The sequence below is a fragment of the Agrobacterium sp. 22-226-1 genome (assembly GCF_053522345.1).
Genome location: NZ_JBNWCP010000004.1, coordinates 29,716 through 46,550, shown reverse-complemented (window position 1 = coordinate 46,550; position 16,835 = coordinate 29,716). Strand labels below are relative to the sequence as shown.

12 protein-coding genes are annotated in these 16,835 nt (G+C 59.3%); 6 read left to right on the top strand and 6 right to left on the bottom strand.

The features are described from left to right. Window positions 1–146: 146 nt before the first annotated feature. Window positions 147–2,699, top strand: a complete 2,553-nt coding sequence (locus tag ACQZ5K_RS08260) for an HWE histidine kinase domain-containing protein (RefSeq protein ID WP_448740104.1) — start codon at window positions 147–149, stop codon at window positions 2,697–2,699. 43 nt (window positions 2,700–2,742) lie between these two features. On the opposite strand, the gene ACQZ5K_RS08255 is transcribed toward ACQZ5K_RS08260, so the two are convergent. The 3 genes from ACQZ5K_RS08255 to dnaG all read right to left on the bottom strand — a co-directional run bounded on the left by ACQZ5K_RS08255 (window position 2,743) and on the right by dnaG (window position 8,296). After that, window positions 2,743–3,660 carry a DUF930 domain-containing protein gene (locus tag ACQZ5K_RS08255; RefSeq protein ID WP_448740103.1) on the bottom strand — a complete coding sequence of 306 codons (918 nt, stop codon included), beginning with the start codon at window positions 3,658–3,660 and terminating at the stop codon, window positions 2,743–2,745. A gap of 196 nt (window positions 3,661–3,856) precedes the next feature. Further along, window positions 3,857–5,911 (bottom strand): RNA polymerase sigma factor RpoD, encoded by a 2,055-nt coding sequence (gene rpoD / locus ACQZ5K_RS08250; RefSeq protein ID WP_035260974.1) that lies wholly within the window; start codon window positions 5,909–5,911, stop codon window positions 3,857–3,859. A gap of 393 nt (window positions 5,912–6,304) precedes the next feature. Beyond that, window positions 6,305–8,296 carry a DNA primase gene (dnaG, locus tag ACQZ5K_RS08245; RefSeq protein ID WP_448740102.1) on the bottom strand — a complete coding sequence of 664 codons (1,992 nt, stop codon included), beginning with the start codon at window positions 8,294–8,296 and terminating at the stop codon, window positions 6,305–6,307. A 174-nt stretch (window positions 8,297–8,470) separates the two neighbouring features. Between dnaG and ACQZ5K_RS08240 the strand changes: the two genes are divergently transcribed. Together ACQZ5K_RS08240 and ACQZ5K_RS08235 are read left to right on the top strand one after the other, a co-directional pair. Beyond that, complete coding sequence (locus ACQZ5K_RS08240; protein WP_080707245.1) at window positions 8,471–8,764, top strand: BrnT family toxin; 294 nt, start codon at window positions 8,471–8,473, stop codon at window positions 8,762–8,764. Continuing rightward, window positions 8,727–9,056: a BrnA antitoxin family protein gene (locus tag ACQZ5K_RS08235; protein ID WP_035260970.1), complete on the top strand. Its 330-nt coding sequence runs from the start codon at window positions 8,727–8,729 to the stop codon at window positions 9,054–9,056. Before ACQZ5K_RS08240 ends, ACQZ5K_RS08235 begins: the two co-directional genes overlap by 38 nt. A gap of 282 nt (window positions 9,057–9,338) precedes the next feature. Here ACQZ5K_RS08235 and ACQZ5K_RS08230 read toward each other — a convergent pair whose 3' ends face one another. Beyond that, on the bottom strand, window positions 9,339–9,791 hold the full coding sequence (locus ACQZ5K_RS08230; RefSeq protein ID WP_004430448.1) for a GatB/YqeY domain-containing protein: 453 nt from the start codon (window positions 9,789–9,791) through the stop codon (window positions 9,339–9,341). A gap of 335 nt (window positions 9,792–10,126) precedes the next feature. Between ACQZ5K_RS08230 and carA the strand changes: the two genes are divergently transcribed. After that, entirely contained in the window at window positions 10,127–11,332 is a 1,206-nt protein-coding gene (gene carA, locus ACQZ5K_RS08225; protein WP_448740101.1) for a glutamine-hydrolyzing carbamoyl-phosphate synthase small subunit, read from the top strand. Window positions 11,333–11,370: 38 nt separating this feature from the next. Here carA and ACQZ5K_RS08220 read toward each other — a convergent pair whose 3' ends face one another. Continuing rightward, a complete protein-coding gene (locus tag ACQZ5K_RS08220; RefSeq protein WP_448740100.1) occupies window positions 11,371–12,768 on the bottom strand; it encodes an MATE family efflux transporter in 1,398 nt (465 codons plus the stop codon). A gap of 329 nt (window positions 12,769–13,097) precedes the next feature. On the opposite strand from ACQZ5K_RS08220, the gene mcpU reads away from it, so the two are divergent. Together mcpU and ACQZ5K_RS08210 are read left to right on the top strand one after the other, a co-directional pair. Further along, window positions 13,098–15,188 carry a methyl-accepting chemotaxis protein McpU gene (gene mcpU, locus ACQZ5K_RS08215; protein ID WP_448740099.1) on the top strand — a complete coding sequence of 697 codons (2,091 nt, stop codon included), beginning with the start codon at window positions 13,098–13,100 and terminating at the stop codon, window positions 15,186–15,188. Window positions 15,189–15,311: 123 nt separating this feature from the next. Next, window positions 15,312–15,791, top strand: coding sequence for a DUF2938 domain-containing protein (locus tag ACQZ5K_RS08210; RefSeq protein ID WP_448740098.1), 480 nt, complete (start codon window positions 15,312–15,314; stop codon window positions 15,789–15,791). Window positions 15,792–15,831: 40 nt separating this feature from the next. Here the strand turns inward: ACQZ5K_RS08210 and ypfJ are convergent, their stop codons facing one another. Continuing rightward, window positions 15,832–16,764 carry a KPN_02809 family neutral zinc metallopeptidase gene (gene ypfJ, locus ACQZ5K_RS08205; RefSeq protein WP_137003815.1) on the bottom strand — a complete coding sequence of 311 codons (933 nt, stop codon included), beginning with the start codon at window positions 16,762–16,764 and terminating at the stop codon, window positions 15,832–15,834. Window positions 16,765–16,835 lie beyond the last annotated feature (71 nt).

Below are 16,835 nucleotides of genomic sequence, written 5' to 3'. Positions count from 1 at the left end.
TAAAAGCAGAACGGAAAACCGGCGTCACAGTTGCAAAAAACGGGGAAGGGTCGGCACTATCAGGATGAATTATTCAAGCTTACCCGTTCCTCGACGAACAGAATCTTCCCCGTACAAGACAGGCACAGGGTGCGAAAGACTGATTCATGGCCCCCAGTGACTATCATGTCGACCTGACCAATTGCGACCGCGAACCCATCCACATCCCAGGCTATATTCAACCGCATGGCTGCCTCATCGCCTGCGACAACGCCATGCGCATGGTGCTGCGGCATTCTGAAAACTGCCGCGAACTGCTGGGCGTCCAAGGCGATATCAATGGCAGAACGGCCGAGGAGGTGCTCGGCAAAAAACTCGTCCACGATCTTCGCAATGCGCTCACCGTCACCGGCAGAACCACGCGTCCCGCCATGCTGCCCGCCATGGAAATGAGCGACGGCCGCAGTTTCGATATTTCCCTGCACCGCTACAAATCCACCACGATCATCGAATTCGAGCCCTCCCGCAGTGAAACGCAGCCGCTCGGCACCGCGCGCAAGATGGTGGACCGCATCCGCGAGGCGGACAGCGTCGAAAGCCTGATCTCCAGAACGACGCGGCTGATAAAGGCGACGCTCGGTTACGACCGGGTGATGATCTATCGTTTCGAGGAAGACGGCGCCGGCAAGGTCGTGTCGGAAGCGAAGCAGCCGGAACTGGAAAGCTTTCTCGGTCAATATTTCCCCGCCAGCGACATACCCCAGCAGGCCCGCGCGCTCTATCTCAAGAACACATTGCGCATCATCTCAGATGCCAGCGGCGCCCGGGTTTCCGTGCTGCCGGCGCTCGACGCATCGGGCGAACCTCTCGATATGTCCTTTGCCCATCTGCGCAGCGTCTCGCCCATCCATTGCGAATATCTTCGCAACATGGGGGTCGGTGCTTCCATGTCCATTTCGGTAATTGTCGACGGCGCGCTGTGGGGCCTGATCGCCTGTCATCACTATTCCCCGCGCGTGCTGACCATGCCGGTCCGGATCGCCGCGGAAATGTTCGGAGAGTTTTTCTCCATGCACCTGCAGGTCCTGAAACAGAAACGCCGGCTCGATACCGTCAACCATGCCCATGCCGCGCTTGACCGCTTCCTTCGGCTTGCCGCCCATCACGCCAATATCGAGGAACTGCTGATCGACAGCTTTCAGGATTTTGCCGATCTGATGCCCTGCGATGGCGTAGGCCTATGGGTGGGAAACAACTGGCACGGCCAGGGTGCAACGCCGCCGCATGACGCCATTCCAAGGCTGGCGCGCTTTGTTGCCTCGGCTTCAGAAGGCAGGGTCTGGGCGACGCACGCGCTGTCGCAGGCCATACCGGAGGCGGAAATCTATGCCGGCACGGCAGCCGGAATGCTCGCCATCCCGTTGTCGCAGGTGAAAAACGACTACCTGCTGTTTTTCCGCAAGGAGATCGTGCAGAACCTGAACTGGGCAGGCAATCCGGAAAAATCCTATGAAACCGGTCCGATGGGGGATCGTCTCACCCCGCGCAAAAGCTTTGCAATCTGGAAAGAGACGGTCCGCCTGCAGGCGCAGCCCTGGTCGGAAGACGACCGGGAAATCGCCGAAGCGGCGAGGATTGCGCTGGTCGAGGTCGCATTCCATCACAGCGAGCTGATGGCGGGCGAAAGGGAACGCGCGGAAGTGCGCCAGCGCATGCTGAACGAGGAGCTCAACCACCGCGTGAAGAATGTTCTGGCCATCATCAAATCGCTGGTCGGCAATCCCTCGCAGGAGGGCAAGACCCTGCAGGAATATGTGACCGCGCTGAAGGGCCGCATTCAGGCATTGTCCTTTGCCCATGACCAGATCATTCGCGGTGAAGGCGGCGGCGCGCTTCGCGATCTTCTGGATGCCGAACTGTCGCCGCACCGCTCGCCGGAAACCGTCGTGAAACTGACCGGCCCGCAGGTGACGCTCGATTCGCGCGCTTTCTCCGTCATGGCTCTTGTTCTGCATGAGCTGGCGACGAACGCCGCCAAATACGGTGCGCTTTCGCAAAATGGCGGGCAATTGCATGTGCGCTGGACCATCGACGAGAACCGCGATTGCGAGATTGAGTGGCGCGAAATCCTGCCCACCAAACTGCCCCCGCCATCGCGCGCGGGCTTCGGCACGGCGCTCATCAGCCGCAGCATCCCATACGATCTCGGCGGACGCAGCACGATACGCTATTTGCCCGATGGGCTGGAGGCGGAAATTTTCCTGCCCTCCCGTCACGTCTCGTCGGCCACGGTTGCCGCGAGCATGCAAACCGAGGATGAAACCGCGCCGCAGCCCAGACGCTATAACCGGGAGGAGCCGTTGAAAGTATTACTCGTCGAAGACCAGATGCTGATCGCCATGGATGTCGAGAACATGCTGGAAGACAACGGCATCAAGGCAATCGAAACGGCAACCTCGTCGGCAATGGCCATTGAAAAGCTGAAGACCTATGTGCCGGATGTCGCCATTCTCGACATCAATCTCGGCTCCGATACATCGATCCCCGTCGCCCGGGAACTCCACCGCCGCGGCGTCCCCTTCCTCTTCGCCACCGGTTATGCGGATGGCAGCATGGTGCCGGATGAATTCGGCAATGTGCCGGTGATCAGGAAGCCCTATGATGAGGATGCGCTGATGGCAGGGATTGGGCTGCTGGTGGGGGATGCGGAGCGGGTTTAGGAAACTTATGTGAACGAAGCTTCCTGATTGGGAAAACCCGCCCTCACTGAAATCTCGTAAAGCCCCGCTTTTTCGCGTCTTCCGGGCTGACCTCATTTCCGATTTTAAACCGGAATTCCGTCACCGTGTAATTTTCCAGATCGACTTCGCACTGGAACGAGACGTCATGCCAGCCATTGCCCGTGTTGAACGCGCCGCCGGAAGCATCGATCGAATTACCGGAAATCCTGCCGCCCGTGTCCGAATAGGGGATCATGCCCCTGGCGGCAAATCCCGCGCCCTGAATCTGGGCCAGGGCTTCGGTGCTGCAAAGCTGAACGACGCGGCGACGCGGTGGCAGATCGCCAAACATCTGGCGTCTCTGGGCCGGAGACAGCATGGCCGAAGACAGGAGGTTTTTGGCCGCCGGAAGTTTCGCGGGTTTCTTTTCCGTCACTTCCGCCGGCTTTTCCTCAACCGGCTTGGCCTGCGGCACAGGCGGCTGATCGGGCTGCGCTTCTTCCTTCACGGGTGAAACCGCGATCTCCCCCTGTGCGGCGGAAGCCTGAAGATCGCTGTTGGCGGCAGGAGCTGCGGGCTTTTCCTCAGCCGTTTTTTCAGGCTGGCTTGCAGGCTCCTCGGAAGGCTCGGTCTTTTCCGCTTCCTCCGTCTTGCCCGGCTTGTCCTCGGGGTCCGCCTGCGTTTCCTCAGGCCTCATGGCGATGGCCGGCAACGTCGCCTGCGGTGGCGGCAAAGGTTTTGCCTCTTCCGCTGGAGGAGCGGGCGGCGGTGGGGGTTGCGGCTTTTCCTCTTTCACCTTCTCTTCACCCGGTGGTGGAGCCTCTTCCACCTTTTTCTCCTCGGGCGGCGGCACCAGATCGACGCTGATGCTTTCAGGCTCTTGCGGCTCGGCTATCCGCTCGGGCAGTTCGAAAAGGAAAATCGCGACAACGGCAAGGTGCAGCAGCACGGAGACGGGCACAGCCCATCCTTTCCCACGCCATCTGCCTGCCGAAACCTGTTGCATCTCATCGAACCAAATCGAACCGGAGCATTTCCAATAAAAGCGGAATGCCTGTTTTCACACATAAGGCTTGTCGCAGAGTTCGCCAGTGCGGGAAACAAAAAACCCGGCCAGCGCTGACTGACCGGGTTCAATTTTAAAGGAAACAAACAGCTTAGCTGTCGAGGAAGCTCCGGAGCTTTCTCGACCGGCTCGGATGCTTCAGCTTGCGCAAGGCCTTCGCCTCGATCTGGCGGATACGTTCGCGCGTGACCGAGAACTGCTGGCCGACTTCTTCCAGCGTATGGTCGGTGTTCATGCCGATGCCGAAACGCATGCGCAGAACGCGTTCTTCACGCGGCGTCAGCGAAGCCAGAACGCGGGTTGTCGTCTCGCGCAGGTTCGCCTGAATGGCGGCGTCGATAGGCAGCAGCGCATTCTTGTCCTCGATGAAGTCACCCAGATGCGAATCCTCTTCGTCACCCACGGGGGTTTCGAGCGAAATCGGCTCCTTGGCGATCTTCAGAACCTTGCGCACCTTCTCAAGCGGCATGGCCAGCTTTTCGGCCAGTTCTTCCGGGGTCGGCTCGCGGCCGATCTCGTGCAGCATCTGGCGCGAGGTGCGAACGATCTTGTTGATCGTTTCGATCATGTGCACCGGAATACGGATCGTGCGGGCCTGGTCGGCAATCGAACGGGTGATCGCCTGCCTGATCCACCAGGTCGCATAGGTCGAGAACTTGTAACCGCGACGATATTCGAACTTGTCGACCGCCTTCATCAGGCCGATATTGCCTTCCTGAATGAGATCGAGGAACTGAAGACCACGGTTAGTGTATTTCTTCGCAATCGAGATCACCAGACGCAGGTTGGCCTCGACCATCTCCTTCTTGGCGATACGCGCTTCGCGCTCGCCCTTCTGCACCATGGAAACGATGCGGCGGAATTCGGCGATGGAAATGCCGGTTTCCGTGGAGAGGTTCTGGATTTCCTGACGGATTTCCCGGATCGTGTTGCTTTCCTCGCGGGCGAATTCCTTCCAGCCGCGAGCGGCCAGATTGGCAATCGACTTCATCCAGTTCGGATCGAGTTCCGCACCGTGATACTGCTCAAGGAAGCTGTCGCGCTTGACGCCATAGGATTCGGCAAGGCGCAACAGCCGGCCTTCATTCTGCATCAGGCGCTTGGAAATGTCGTAGAGCTGCTCGACAAGGCTGTCGATACGGTTCTGGTTCAGCGACAGCGACTTGACGGCCGTGATCAGCTGATCCTTCAGTTCCTTGTAACGACGCTCCTGACCGGAAGACAGGGTGCCGGTGCAGGCCAGACGCGCTTCCACCTGCTGATCCTGAAGCTTGCGCAGCTTCTTGTAGGTGTCGGCAATGGTGTCGAGCGTTTCCATGACCTGCGGGCGCAGTTCGGCTTCCATCGCGGCAAGCGAAAGATTGGACTCGTCGTCGTCCTCTTCTTCCTCTTCCGGCGGAAGGCCGTCGCCGCCAACATCCGTCACATCCTCGTCGCCGGTCGGCGCGCGCAGCTTGCGGGTCTTTTCCTTCTCTTCGGCGGCCTTGCGGTCCGCTTCGATCTTTTCCGGGCTCTGGAACTGGGGAGCCGCCTTGGCTTCCGGACCGGAATAGGTCGTTTCGAGATCGATGATCTCGCGCAGCAGCGTCGTGCCTTCGTTGAGCTCGTCGCGCCAGATGATCAGCGCCTGGAACGTCAGCGGGCTTTCGCACAGGCCCGAAATCATCGTTTCGCGGCCAGCCTCGATGCGCTTGGCGATGGCGATTTCGCCTTCGCGCGACAGAAGCTCCACGGAACCCATTTCGCGCAGATACATGCGCACCGGGTCGTCGGTACGGTCGGTCGGTTCTTTCTTCTTGGCGGTCGCAAGCGCGGTGCCGCTGGAAGGGGCAAGTTCCCCACCCTCGGAATCGTCGCTATCGGAATCGCTGTCGTCGTCGCTGCTGGCGGCTTCCTCGGCGTCCTCGTCCTCGATCACGTTGATGCCCATGTCGGACAGCATCGCCATCGTGTCCTCGATCTGCTCGGAGGTCACCTCTTCAGACGGCAGGACGGAATTCAGCTCGTCCATCGTCACATAGCCGCGCTTCTTGGCGGCCTTGATCATTTTCTTGACCGCGTCATCCGAAAGGTCGAGAAGCGGGCCGTCCGTCGCACCGTCGCGTTCGTTTTCTGCTTCTTCGTTTTCTTTGACTTTGGTTGCCATCTATCTCGTCGCTTTCCCTGACGCTAACACCTGTTCCGCCGCATCGCCGTCCGCCCCTTGAGCATCCGGCGCATTGCCGCGAATCACTGTCAGACACCTAACGGAGTGATCTTTAATTGCCGATTAACCACGGCAGCCCCAGGCAGAATGCAAAGACAGTGCACCCGGAAATGCTTGCTCATGCAATTTCTATCCGCCAAGGCTCATTCCACCTTACTTTTCCTGAAATGGTGATTCCCGCTATTTCCCGCCCCGTCAAGCCTTTGAGGGCGAGACAGCCAAGGAAATTCTTAAAAAGAGCCGCATTTTGCGGGTTATCACCAGACTATCCCCTATTTAGGACGCCTGCCGCAAAAGGCAACCCCAAACACCTTTCAATTCTGCCGACCGCCCTCAGCCATGGCCGACGGCCGGCCCCTTCACCCGGCCGGACATGACCCCGAAACCTTCGATAATCGCCTCCTGATTTTCCATACGGCCGATTTCAAGCTGCACCTCGGCCAGTGCCCGCACCAGAAGCGTGCCGTCGCCCGTTGCCTCAGAAATTTCCCGTTCGAGTTCTCGTTCCAGTTCTTTTTTCTGTTGAAGTAGAGATTTCGTTCTTTTGTGTAGCGAGAGTGCCTGCACGTAACCTTCTCGTGCATCTTCGGGGGCCGCCTGCTTTGTCGCGGTCCACAGGTACGAATAGCGGACTTGCTGGTCCATTACACCCAAAAGTGCGCCGAACCCCTTTTGAGACAAGCATTCGAGAAGTCCCGCCCGCGATATATCAGCAGCGCTTTCAGCCGCATAGGTCAGAACTACAGACCACAACCGCTGCAGATCACGGTTTTCGTAGTCAATGCTGGCGATTTCATCATATTCTTCCAGCAACAATTCTGGATGGTTTACGATAGTAAAAGCAAGAACACTTTCCCGAAGAGATGGCTTACTTTGATGTCCTTTAACGACACCAGAGCGCGCGAGCCGGTCGTAATTATTGCTCTCAGGCGCGGCCATCGCCCCGCCTCGCCCCGGCGCATTGCGCTGGAAGCCACGTCCCGTCGGCTGCGCACCATTGCGGCGGAAATTGCCGTTCTGAGCCCCACCCTGCTGAAAACGCGGCTGGAAAAAGCCGTTCAGCCTGTCGCGCATATCCTGCTGGTAAAAACGGCGCACCGTCTCGTCGCCGATAACGGCCACGATCTGCCGCAACCGGCTTTCAAGCTGCGCGCGTTTTTCCGGCGTATCGAAAGTGACGCCGGAGGTCTCGCGGCTCCAGATCATCGCGGCCAGCGGCTTGGCTTCAGACAGCACCCGGTCGAAAGGTGCGCGCCCCTCCAGCCGCACGAGATCGTCCGGATCCTTGCCATCGGGCAGAAGCGCGAAGCTGACGGAACGATCCGGCTTGATATGCGGCAGGGCAAGATCGGCCGCACGGTTGGCGGCGCGAATGCCGGCGCCATCGCCATCGAAGCAGAGGATCGGCTGCGGCGACATTTTCCAGAGGAGATCGAGCTGGCTTTCGGTCAGCGCCGTGCCGAGCGGGGCGACGGCATTTTCCACACCCGCCTGATAGAGCGCGATGACATCCATATAACCTTCGACGGCGATGACCGAACCTCCGGCCGCCTGCGAGGCGCGCCGGGCGCGGGCGAAATTGTAGAGAACATTGCCCTTGTGAAAGAGCTCTGTTTCGTTGGAGTTCAGATATTTCGCCACCGCATCCGCGGCCATGGCGCGGCCGCCGAAAGCGATCACCTTTTCCCGCGAAGACAGGATCGGGAACATGATGCGGTCGCGGAAGCGGTCGTAGGAGACCGGCACATTCTCATGCACCACCAGCCCGCAGGCCTCCATCTGTTCCTTCGTCACGCCCTTGCTCGCCAGATGCTCTTTCAGCGCATTGCGGCTATCGGGCGCATAACCCAGCCGGAAAGTCTCGATGGTGCGCCCGGTCAACCCGCGATCGCGCAGGTAAGCCCGCGCCCGCGCACCGAGCGCCGTCTGCAACTGGTCCTGAAAGAACAGCGTCGCCATTTCCATGACGTCCTGAAGCGAGGTGCGCTCGCGCTCGCGCTTTTCCGCCTGCGGATCGGGCTGCGGCATGGAAATGCCGGCCATATCGGCAATCTGCTGCACGGCCTCCGGAAAACTCAGGCCCTCAAGCTCGGTCAGAAAGCGGAAGTGATCGCCGGAAACGCCGCAACCGAAGCAATGATACCGCCCCTTGCGGTCCTCACAATGGAAGCTCGGGCTTTTCTCGCCATGGAACGGGCAGCAGGCCCAATAATCCCCGCGCGACGTGTTGGTCTTCTTCTTGTCCCAGGACACACGTCGGCCGATCACATCGGAGATGTGCACGCGGTCGCGTATCTCATCAAGGAAAGAGTTGGAAAAGCGCATGGGTTACCTATTCGAGGCCAGTCTTTCATATAAGCGCAGAAAAGCCGCAATACAAAACGGGCAGGTAAATAATACCCACTATTCACAGGCGGCGTTGACATTAATGTATATACAGACGAATATACACAAACGGTGCATGAGCGCTTTTGAACTGGAACCGGTTTCAGGCTGCTCATGGACATTGTGACGAAAGATTTCATTTCCTTTGAATGGGATGAAAACAAGCGGCAGATTAATATTCAGAAGCACGGCATCGACTTTCCACGGGCAGCGCGGGCGCTTTCGCAACCCCATCTGGAAAGTCGCTCCGATCAAAACGGGGAAAGTCGTATTCTGGCGATATGCCCGGATACAGGCGATCTCATCGCCATCATTTATACGATGCGGGGCGAGGTTTGCCGGATCATATCAGCAAGGGCGACGAGGAAAAATGAGCGAAGAACGTATCGTCAGATATTCTCCGGATGAAATCCGCAAAAAGATCGCCAAGGGCGAAGATCGAACCGACTGGGCGCGCGTCGACGCCATGACCGACGAGGACATCGAACGCGCCACACGTGACGACCCGGACTGGGCGGGCTTTGAGGATATCGACTGGTCGAAGGCCGATGTGGTTTTCCCCACAGCCAAACAATCCATTTCCATCCGTGTCGATCAGGACGTCGTGGACTTTTTCAAGTCCACCGGCAAAGGATATCAGACACGTATGAACGCCGTTCTGCGCCATTATGTGCATGAACAGAAAAAACGGCAGGGCTGAAGACAGCAAATCGCCATTGCGCCCGCTTCGGGCGAATTTATGGCACCGCAGCATCACCAAAAATTATGTTTTTGTAATTTGAGCCGGCCAAAGCGGCGATGTAAAAACATAAACGAAGGCAGCAATTGACCTCCGTATAATCTGCCGACGCCCGCAGGCACGTCCCCCGAAAAAAGCCTGTGAAGGACCGCATTTTGATCCGCCGGAATGCGTTTTCGTCGACAGAAAAAAGGCAGGGCAGCCCACATCTGCCCTGCCTTTACTTTTTAAGGATGCCCGAACTTACTTCAGCAAATCCTTGACGACACCGGAGGCCTTCGCGAAGTCGATCTGGCCCGGATAACGCTCCTTCAGCGCATTCATGCACTTGCCCATGTCCCGCAGGCCGGACGCGCCGGTCTCGGTGATGACGGCCTGGCAGAGTTCGCGCACCTTTTCGGCCGGGATTTCTTCCGGCATGAACTCCTTGATGATGACGATTTCCTCGCGCTCCTGAGCGGCAAGCTCGGGACGGCCGGCACCTTCGTAGATGGTGGCGGATTCTTCCCGCTGCTTTACCATCTTGGTCAGGATCTGCATGATATCTTCATCGCTGACGGGGTCCTTGCCCACGCCGCGATTGGCGATATCGCGATCCTTGATGGCCGTCTGGATAAGACGCACGGTCGATGTACGTCGGGCGTCACGAGCCTTCAGCGCATCTTTCAAAGTATTAGCGAACACGTCGCGCAGCATTTTTCTTCTCCTTGGGAAAGCGCTTTCCGCAGCTTCTCGATACGGAAACTTTCCACCTCATTTTGCGAAACGACATAAACGAGCAGACACGCTCAAGCAAATCAAATGCATAAGACCTTGAAAATACGGTGGTTTAATTCCGCGTAAATCTTGGCCCTGCGGTTGACCGCTTGGGCTGCTTTCGTTATTTTCCGGCACCTGCACGAGATTTTAACGAAGGGTCGGAACGCGAGCTTTATCGCGCGCCCCTTTATGTCACGAAGCCTGCGACAAAAATGGCCCCTTACCCCCTGCCTTTCAAGAGGCGGGGTGCGAAGGGGCAGAAACGGAACGAGATGACCGAGACAGCGCCCTGGACTACCCGCAAACCGACCGCAATGCTTGTTCTTGCCGATGGCACGGTGATTGAAGGAACGGGCATCGGCGCAACCGGCAAGGTTCAGGCCGAAGTCTGCTTCAACACGGCGCTGACGGGTTACGAGGAAATCCTGACCGATCCTTCCTATCTCGGTCAGATCGTCACCTTCACCTTCCCGCATATCGGCAATGTCGGCACCAATGAGGAAGACATTGAAGACCTGACGCCCGCCGCCCGTCGCGGCGCCGTCGGCGTCATCTTCAAGGCCGATATCACCGATCCGTCGAACTTCCGCGCCGCCAAGCATCTCGATGCCTGGTTGAAGGCCCGCGGCGTCATCGGCCTTTGCGGCATCGACACCCGTGCGCTCACCGCATGGATCCGCGAAAATGGCGCGCCGAACGCGGTCATCGCCCATGACCCGAACGGCGTCTTCGACATCGAAGCGCTGAAGGCGGAAGCCAAGGCCTGGAGCGGCCTCGTCGGCCTCGATCTCGCCATCGAAGCCACCTCCGGCCAGTCCTCCACCTGGACGGAAACGCCGTGGGTCTGGAACAAGGGTTATGGCACGCTCGGCGAAGCCGATGCCAAATACCACGTCGTCTGCGTCGATTTCGGCGTCAAGCGCAACATCCTGCGCCTCTTTGCCGGTCTGGATTGCAAGGTCACGGTCGTTCCGGCCCAGACGTCGGCCGAAGACATTCTGGCGCTGAAGCCGGATGGCGTGTTCCTCTCCAACGGTCCGGGAGACCCGGCCGCGACGGGCGAATATGCCGTGCCGGTTATCCAGAACCTCATCAAGAGCGAGCTGCCGATCTTCGGCATCTGCCTCGGCCACCAGATGCTCGGTCTCGCCGTCGGTGCAAAGACCGAAAAGATGCACCAGGGCCACCACGGCGCCAACCATCCGGTCAAGGACTTCACCACCGGCAAGGTGGAAATCGTCTCCATGAACCACGGCTTTGCAGTCGACACCAAGTCGCTGCCGGAGGGCGTCGAAGAAACTCACATCTCGCTGTTCGATGGCACCAATTGCGGCCTGCGCATCGTCGGCAAGCCGGTCTTCTCGGTCCAGCACCACCCGGAAGCATCGCCCGGCCCGCAGGACAGCCACTATCTCTTCCGCCGCTTCGTCAACCTGCTGCGCGAAAGACAAGACGAGGCAGCGCTCGCCGAGCGCTGATACTTCGTAAAATCAGGAAAGATTATACGGCCCGCTTTTCAGCGGGCCGTTTGCATTTCACGCTTCACCAGAAGGACGAAGCGGATGGTGAGCAGAACCGCCGCCGTCGAAAGGCCGATCACGAAGCCGAACCAGACGCCGCGCCCGCCAAAGCCGAGCGGAAAGGCCATGGTCCAGGCAAGCGCCAGCCCAATTGGCCAATAGGAAATCAGCGCCAGCATCGCCGGAATACGCGCATCCTTCAATCCGCGCAGCAGGCCCGCCGTCACGGCCTGAATGCCGTCGACAAGCTGGAATATACCGGCGATCACCACCAGGCTGCTGGCATAGGCAAGCACTTCCGCCGCCTCGGGCAATTTCGCATCCAGGAACGATTTCGCCAGAAATTCCGGCACGGCCGCAAACAGGATGCCGCCGCAAATGGCAATACCGCAGGCAATCGCATAGACCATGATGGAAGCACGGATGAGGTTCTTGAAGTCTCCCTGACCGCGGGCGATGCCCACCCGCACGGTCGCCGCCTGCGACAGGCCGAGCGGAATCATGAAGGCGATGGAGGCGAGCTGCAGGGCAATGCCGTGCGCCGCAAGCTGCACGGTGCCGATCTGCCCCATCAGGATCGAAGCGGCGGCGAACAGCGTCACTTCGGCAAGGATGGTGATGCTGATCGGCAGACCGAGGCGCAGCACTTCGAAGAGCGCATGCCAGTCCGGCCGCCAGAAACGCACGAACAGCTCGTATTTCCTGGTTTCCTCCCGCGTCTGCACATAGGCGACGATGAAGATGAAGCTGAAGGCATTGACGATGACGGCAACGACGGCAGCACCGTTCATGCCCATGGCGGGCAATCCGAAATGACCGAACACCAGCGCATAGGCAAGCACACCGTTCATCACCAGCATGATGATGGTGACATAAAGAATGATGCCGGCGCGCCCGATGGCGCTGACGAGCCCGCGCAGGACATAAAACAGCAGCGCCGGCAAAAGGCCGAACTTGGCGATGGCGAGATAATGGCCTGTCAGCGCCGCAACATTGGGGTTCTGCCCGAGAGAAATGAGAATGCGCTCGGCGTTGAAGAAGATCGGCAATGCAAGCAGCCAATAGGCGATTGCCACCCACATGCCCATGCGCAGCGAGCGGCGCGCGGATGTCGCATCCCCCTGCCCGTAGGCCTGCGCCACCATCGGCACCACGGCCACGGAAAAGCCGGAGCCGAAAATGAAGACGACGAAGAAGAACTGCCCGGCCAGCACCATGGCCGCCAGCTTTTCAGCACCAAGCTGTCCGACGATGACCATATCCGTTGTATGGATGCCAAGCTGTGCGAGCTGCGCACCGATGAGCGGAATTCCCAGCGCAAGCGTAGCCTGAAAATGCGAAAACCACGACCCCGATCCGGACGGAACGGTTTCTGCAACAACCGACGAAGACATTGTAATTCACCTGAACTTTGGCCGTTGCCCGCGAATTGCGCAACGGCAGCACGGTGATGAATAAAATATTCCCTTCCTGCACGCAACCTTTGCGGATGAGTGATCAAAATTTACGCAAACGAGCGGCGCCGCTCCGGCCTCGGCGCAAACGACATGACATAAGACAAATTTAGCTGAATTTTACCATTCCGCTTTATTTATTAGAACATCACGTAATTCTTTTAAATCACAAGCTGCATGATGCAGAATATTCCCGCCTTTCTGGCATGTCTTTCCCACCATTTCACAAGATGAGCCAAACGGTACATCCTGTTCCAAGGACGTGTAGCTTGCCCAAAAAAACCAACCTCATGACACGCATCCTCTTTGTGGCGTCTTCGCTTGTCGTCGCCGCCTTTGCCGGTTTTTCTTTCTACATCGACAGCCTTCAGCACCGCGTCACGACGGAAGCGGTGGCGGAAAACATCGATTCTTCCGGCAAGCAGGCCGCGCAAAGCATCGCCAACTGGCTGAATGGCCGCATCATGCTGACGGAAACAGTGGCAAAAACGCTTGCCAAGCTTCCGGACGAAGAGGCGAAGCTGCGGTTTCTGGAAAACGACGTTCTGACCGCGCAGTTCATGTCGACCTATTTCGGCAATGCCGAAACGGGAAGCTTCACCACCTTCCCCAAAACACCGCTGCCGGAAGGATATGACCCGCGCAAGCGCCCATGGTATCTGGACGCGGTCAAGGCCGGCAAGACGGTTCTAACCGAACCCTATAACGACGCCTCGACCGGCGGGCTCATCATCACCGCCGCCATTCCCGTCTCCATCGATGGCAAGCTGGCCGGCGTGACGGGCAGCGACTTCTCGCTCAATTCGCTGGTCAACATGATCAAGTCGGTGGATGCCGGCACGGACGGATATGCGTTCCTCGTCAGCAAGGACGGCAAGATCCTTATTCACCCCGATCCAAAATTCGTCGACAAGCCGCTGACCGATCTCTTCAAGGTCAATACGCCGGCGATTTCCTCGGCGATTTCGCAGACCGAAATCGACGGCAAGGGCAAGATCACCAGCTTCATTCCGGTCGCCGGCCTGCCCTCGGTTGACTGGTATCTGGGCTTCGTCGTCGATTCCGGCGTTGCCTATAGCGCGATCGGCCAGTTCCGCCTGGCGGCGACCATCGCCACAATTCTCGCCGCCGCGATCATGATCGGTCTCTTGGCCACCGTGCTGTCCCGCTTCATCGTTCGCCCGGTGACGCAGATGACCTCGGCCATGGAAGGCCTCGCATCCGGCAATCTCGAGGTCGCGATCCCCGGTCAGGAGCGCACCGACCAGATCGGCTCCATGGCCGCGGCCGTCGCCGTTTTCCGGTCGAACGCCATGGAACGCCTGCGCCTCGAAGGCGATGCCGAAGAAAACCGCACGCTTTCCGAACGGGAGCGCAGCGAGCGCGAAAGACTGGCGGCAAAGGACGCCGCCGACATCCAGTTCGCGGTCGATTCGCTCGCCCGTGGACTGGCGCATCTTTCCGATGGCGACCTCAATTACCGCATCGACACGCCCTTCGTGACCCGCATCGACCGTCTGCGCGATGATTTCAACAATTCCGTTGCCAAGCTGAACGCCGCGCTCAGCACCGTCGGCCAGAACGCCCGCGCCATCGACGCCGGCGCCGGCGAAATCCGTCAGTCCGCCGACGATCTGGCGCGACGCACCGAGCAGCAGGCGGCCTCCGTGGAAGAGACCGCGGCGGCGCTTGAGGAAATCACAACCACCGTCAAGGATTCCGCCCGCCGTGCGGAAGAAGTGGGCCATCTGGTCGACCGCGCCCGCAACAATGCCGAACAGTCCGGCGTCATCGTCGAAGATGCGGTTCGCGCCATGGAAGGCATCGAAAAATCGTCGTCCGAGATCAGTAACATCATCGGCGTGATCGACGAGATCGCCTTCCAGACCAATCTTCTGGCGCTGAATGCCGGCGTGGAAGCCGCCCGCGCCGGTGAGGCTGGCAAGGGTTTTGCCGTCGTCGCACAGGAAGTGCGCGAGCTTGCCCAGCGCTCCGCCAATGCGGCGAAAGAGATCAAGACGCTGATCAACGCTTCGACATCGCAGGTGCAGTCCGGCGTCGATCTCGTCGGCAACGCCGGCAAGGCGCTGGAAACCATCGTCCGCGAAGTACGGGAGATCAATCGCCACATCGACGCCATCGTGACGTCGTCGCGCGAACAGTCCACCGGCCTTCAGGAAATCAACACCGCCATCAACACCATCGATCAGGGCACGCAGCAGAATGCCGCCATGGTCGAGGAACAGACGGCCGCAAGCCACGGGCTCGCCTCTGAAGCGGCGGCGCTCAACGAGCTGCTCGCGCAGTTCCAGCTCGCCACGGCCACCCGGCGGCAGGCAGAATATGGGCGCGCCGCATGATGGCAAAAACAGAAATGGCCGGAGCGATCCGGCCATTTTTCTTGTCCCTCCCGGCAATAGCCGGTTTCCGCCACCGGCGCGATCCGCTAGAGCTTGATCGATCATGATCATGCGGAGGGATCTATGCTGGAACTGATTTGGCGCGGCATTGCCATGGGCATTGGCGGCACCGTGTTTATGGATATATGGGCAATCGTGCTGCACCGGTTCTTCGGCCAGTCCGCGCCAAACTGGGCGCCGGTCGGCCGCTGGTTCTGGCACGTGCCGAAAGGTACGATATTTCACGATAGCATCGCCACGGCTGAACCCTATGAACATGAACTGGCGCTCGGCTGGATTTCACATTACGCCGTCGGCATTCTTTATGGCGTCATTCTCGCGCTGGTGGTTCCGGCCGCGTGGTTTGCCGATCCCTCCTTCATTGAGCCGTGGATCGTCGGCATCATAACGGTCGGCGCGGGCTGGTTCCTGTTGCAGCCGGGGCTCGGCATCGGCTGGGCAGCGTCGAAGACCCCCAACCCGAACAAGGTCCGCTTTCTCAACCTTGTGGCCCATACGGTTTTCGCCCTCGGCATGTATGCCGTGGCGCTTTTGATGCGCTAAATGAAAAGGGGGCTGAAAAGCCCCCGCTCCTGTCCGGTTCTCAGATATTCGCCGAGAACGTATCGCAATCTTCGACACGGCCGCTCTGGAAACCGCGCTTGAACCATTCCGCGCGCTGTGCCGAGGTGCCGTGGTTGAAACTGTCAGGCACCACATAGCCCTGGGTCTGCTTCTGCAGCGTATCGTCGCCGATCTGGTGGGCGGCGTTCAGCGCCTCCTCGAGGTCACCGGTTTCGAGAATGCCCTTCTGCTCGGTGAACTTGCCCCAGATGCCGGCATAGCAATCCGCCTGAAGCTCGACGCGCACCGACATCTTGTTGGCATCCACCTGGCTCATCGACTGGCGGCGGCGGTTGAACTCCGGCAGAACGCCGGTCAGGTTCTGAATGTGGTGGCCCACCTCATGCGCAATCACATAAGCCTGCGCGAAATCACCGGCCGCGCCGAAACGCTGGTCGAGTTCCTTGAAGAAGCTGGTGTCGAGATAGACCTTGCGGTCGCCCGGGCAATAGAACGGGCCGCTGGCGGCGGAAGCATAACCGCAGGCGGAAGACACCTGACCGGAGAACAGAACCAGCGTCGGCTTCTGATAGGTCTCGCCGGCCGACTGGAAAATGCCGCTCCACGTATCTTCCGTCTCGGCCAGCACCGTGCGCACGAAAGCCGTCGTCTCGTCCGATGACTGGCCTTGCGGACGCGTGCCCGCCTGCTGGCCGCCGGATTGCTGCGTCGTACCGCCGCCATCCAGCGAAATATCGCCGCCCGAAAGCAGCGTCAGCGGGTTGATGCCAAGCACCCAGCTTATCAGCAGGATGACCAGAATGCCGCCAATACCGATACCGCCGCCGCGCCGCCCGATAGGCACACGCATTCCGCCACGGGAAAAAGGATCGCTACCGCCTGGCCCCGACCCCGCCGACATGCCACGCCGGTCCTCGATATTGTCCGACTGGCGGCGTCCTCTCCATTCCATGCTATTCTCCCGGCGGATATCGCCTTAACAAGCTGCCTTATAACGGCACTATAATACATCTTGTTCCGGAA

What these genes read in the sequence shown, in the direction of transcription:
- dnaG (WP_448740102.1), bottom strand. Translation starts at nt 8,296, where the DNA reads ATGCGCTTTTCCAACTCTTTCCTTGATGAGATACGCGACCGCGTGCAC.
- ACQZ5K_RS08230 (WP_004430448.1), bottom strand. Translation starts at nt 9,791, where the DNA reads ATGCTGCGCGACGTGTTCGCTAATACTTTGAAAGATGCGCTGAAGGCT.
- ACQZ5K_RS08260 (WP_448740104.1), top strand. Translation starts at nt 147, where the DNA reads ATGGCCCCCAGTGACTATCATGTCGACCTGACCAATTGCGACCGCGAA.
- ACQZ5K_RS08210 (WP_448740098.1), top strand. Translation starts at nt 15,312, where the DNA reads ATGCTGGAACTGATTTGGCGCGGCATTGCCATGGGCATTGGCGGCACC.
- ACQZ5K_RS08240 (WP_080707245.1), top strand. Translation starts at nt 8,471, where the DNA reads ATGGACATTGTGACGAAAGATTTCATTTCCTTTGAATGGGATGAAAAC.
- rpoD (WP_035260974.1), bottom strand. Translation starts at nt 5,911, where the DNA reads ATGGCAACCAAAGTCAAAGAAAACGAAGAAGCAGAAAACGAACGCGAC.
- carA (WP_448740101.1), top strand. Translation starts at nt 10,127, where the DNA reads ATGACCGAGACAGCGCCCTGGACTACCCGCAAACCGACCGCAATGCTT.
- ACQZ5K_RS08220 (WP_448740100.1), bottom strand. Translation starts at nt 12,768, where the DNA reads ATGTCTTCGTCGGTTGTTGCAGAAACCGTTCCGTCCGGATCGGGGTCG.
- ACQZ5K_RS08235 (WP_035260970.1), top strand. Translation starts at nt 8,727, where the DNA reads ATGAGCGAAGAACGTATCGTCAGATATTCTCCGGATGAAATCCGCAAA.
- ypfJ (WP_137003815.1), bottom strand. Translation starts at nt 16,764, where the DNA reads ATGGAATGGAGAGGACGCCGCCAGTCGGACAATATCGAGGACCGGCGT.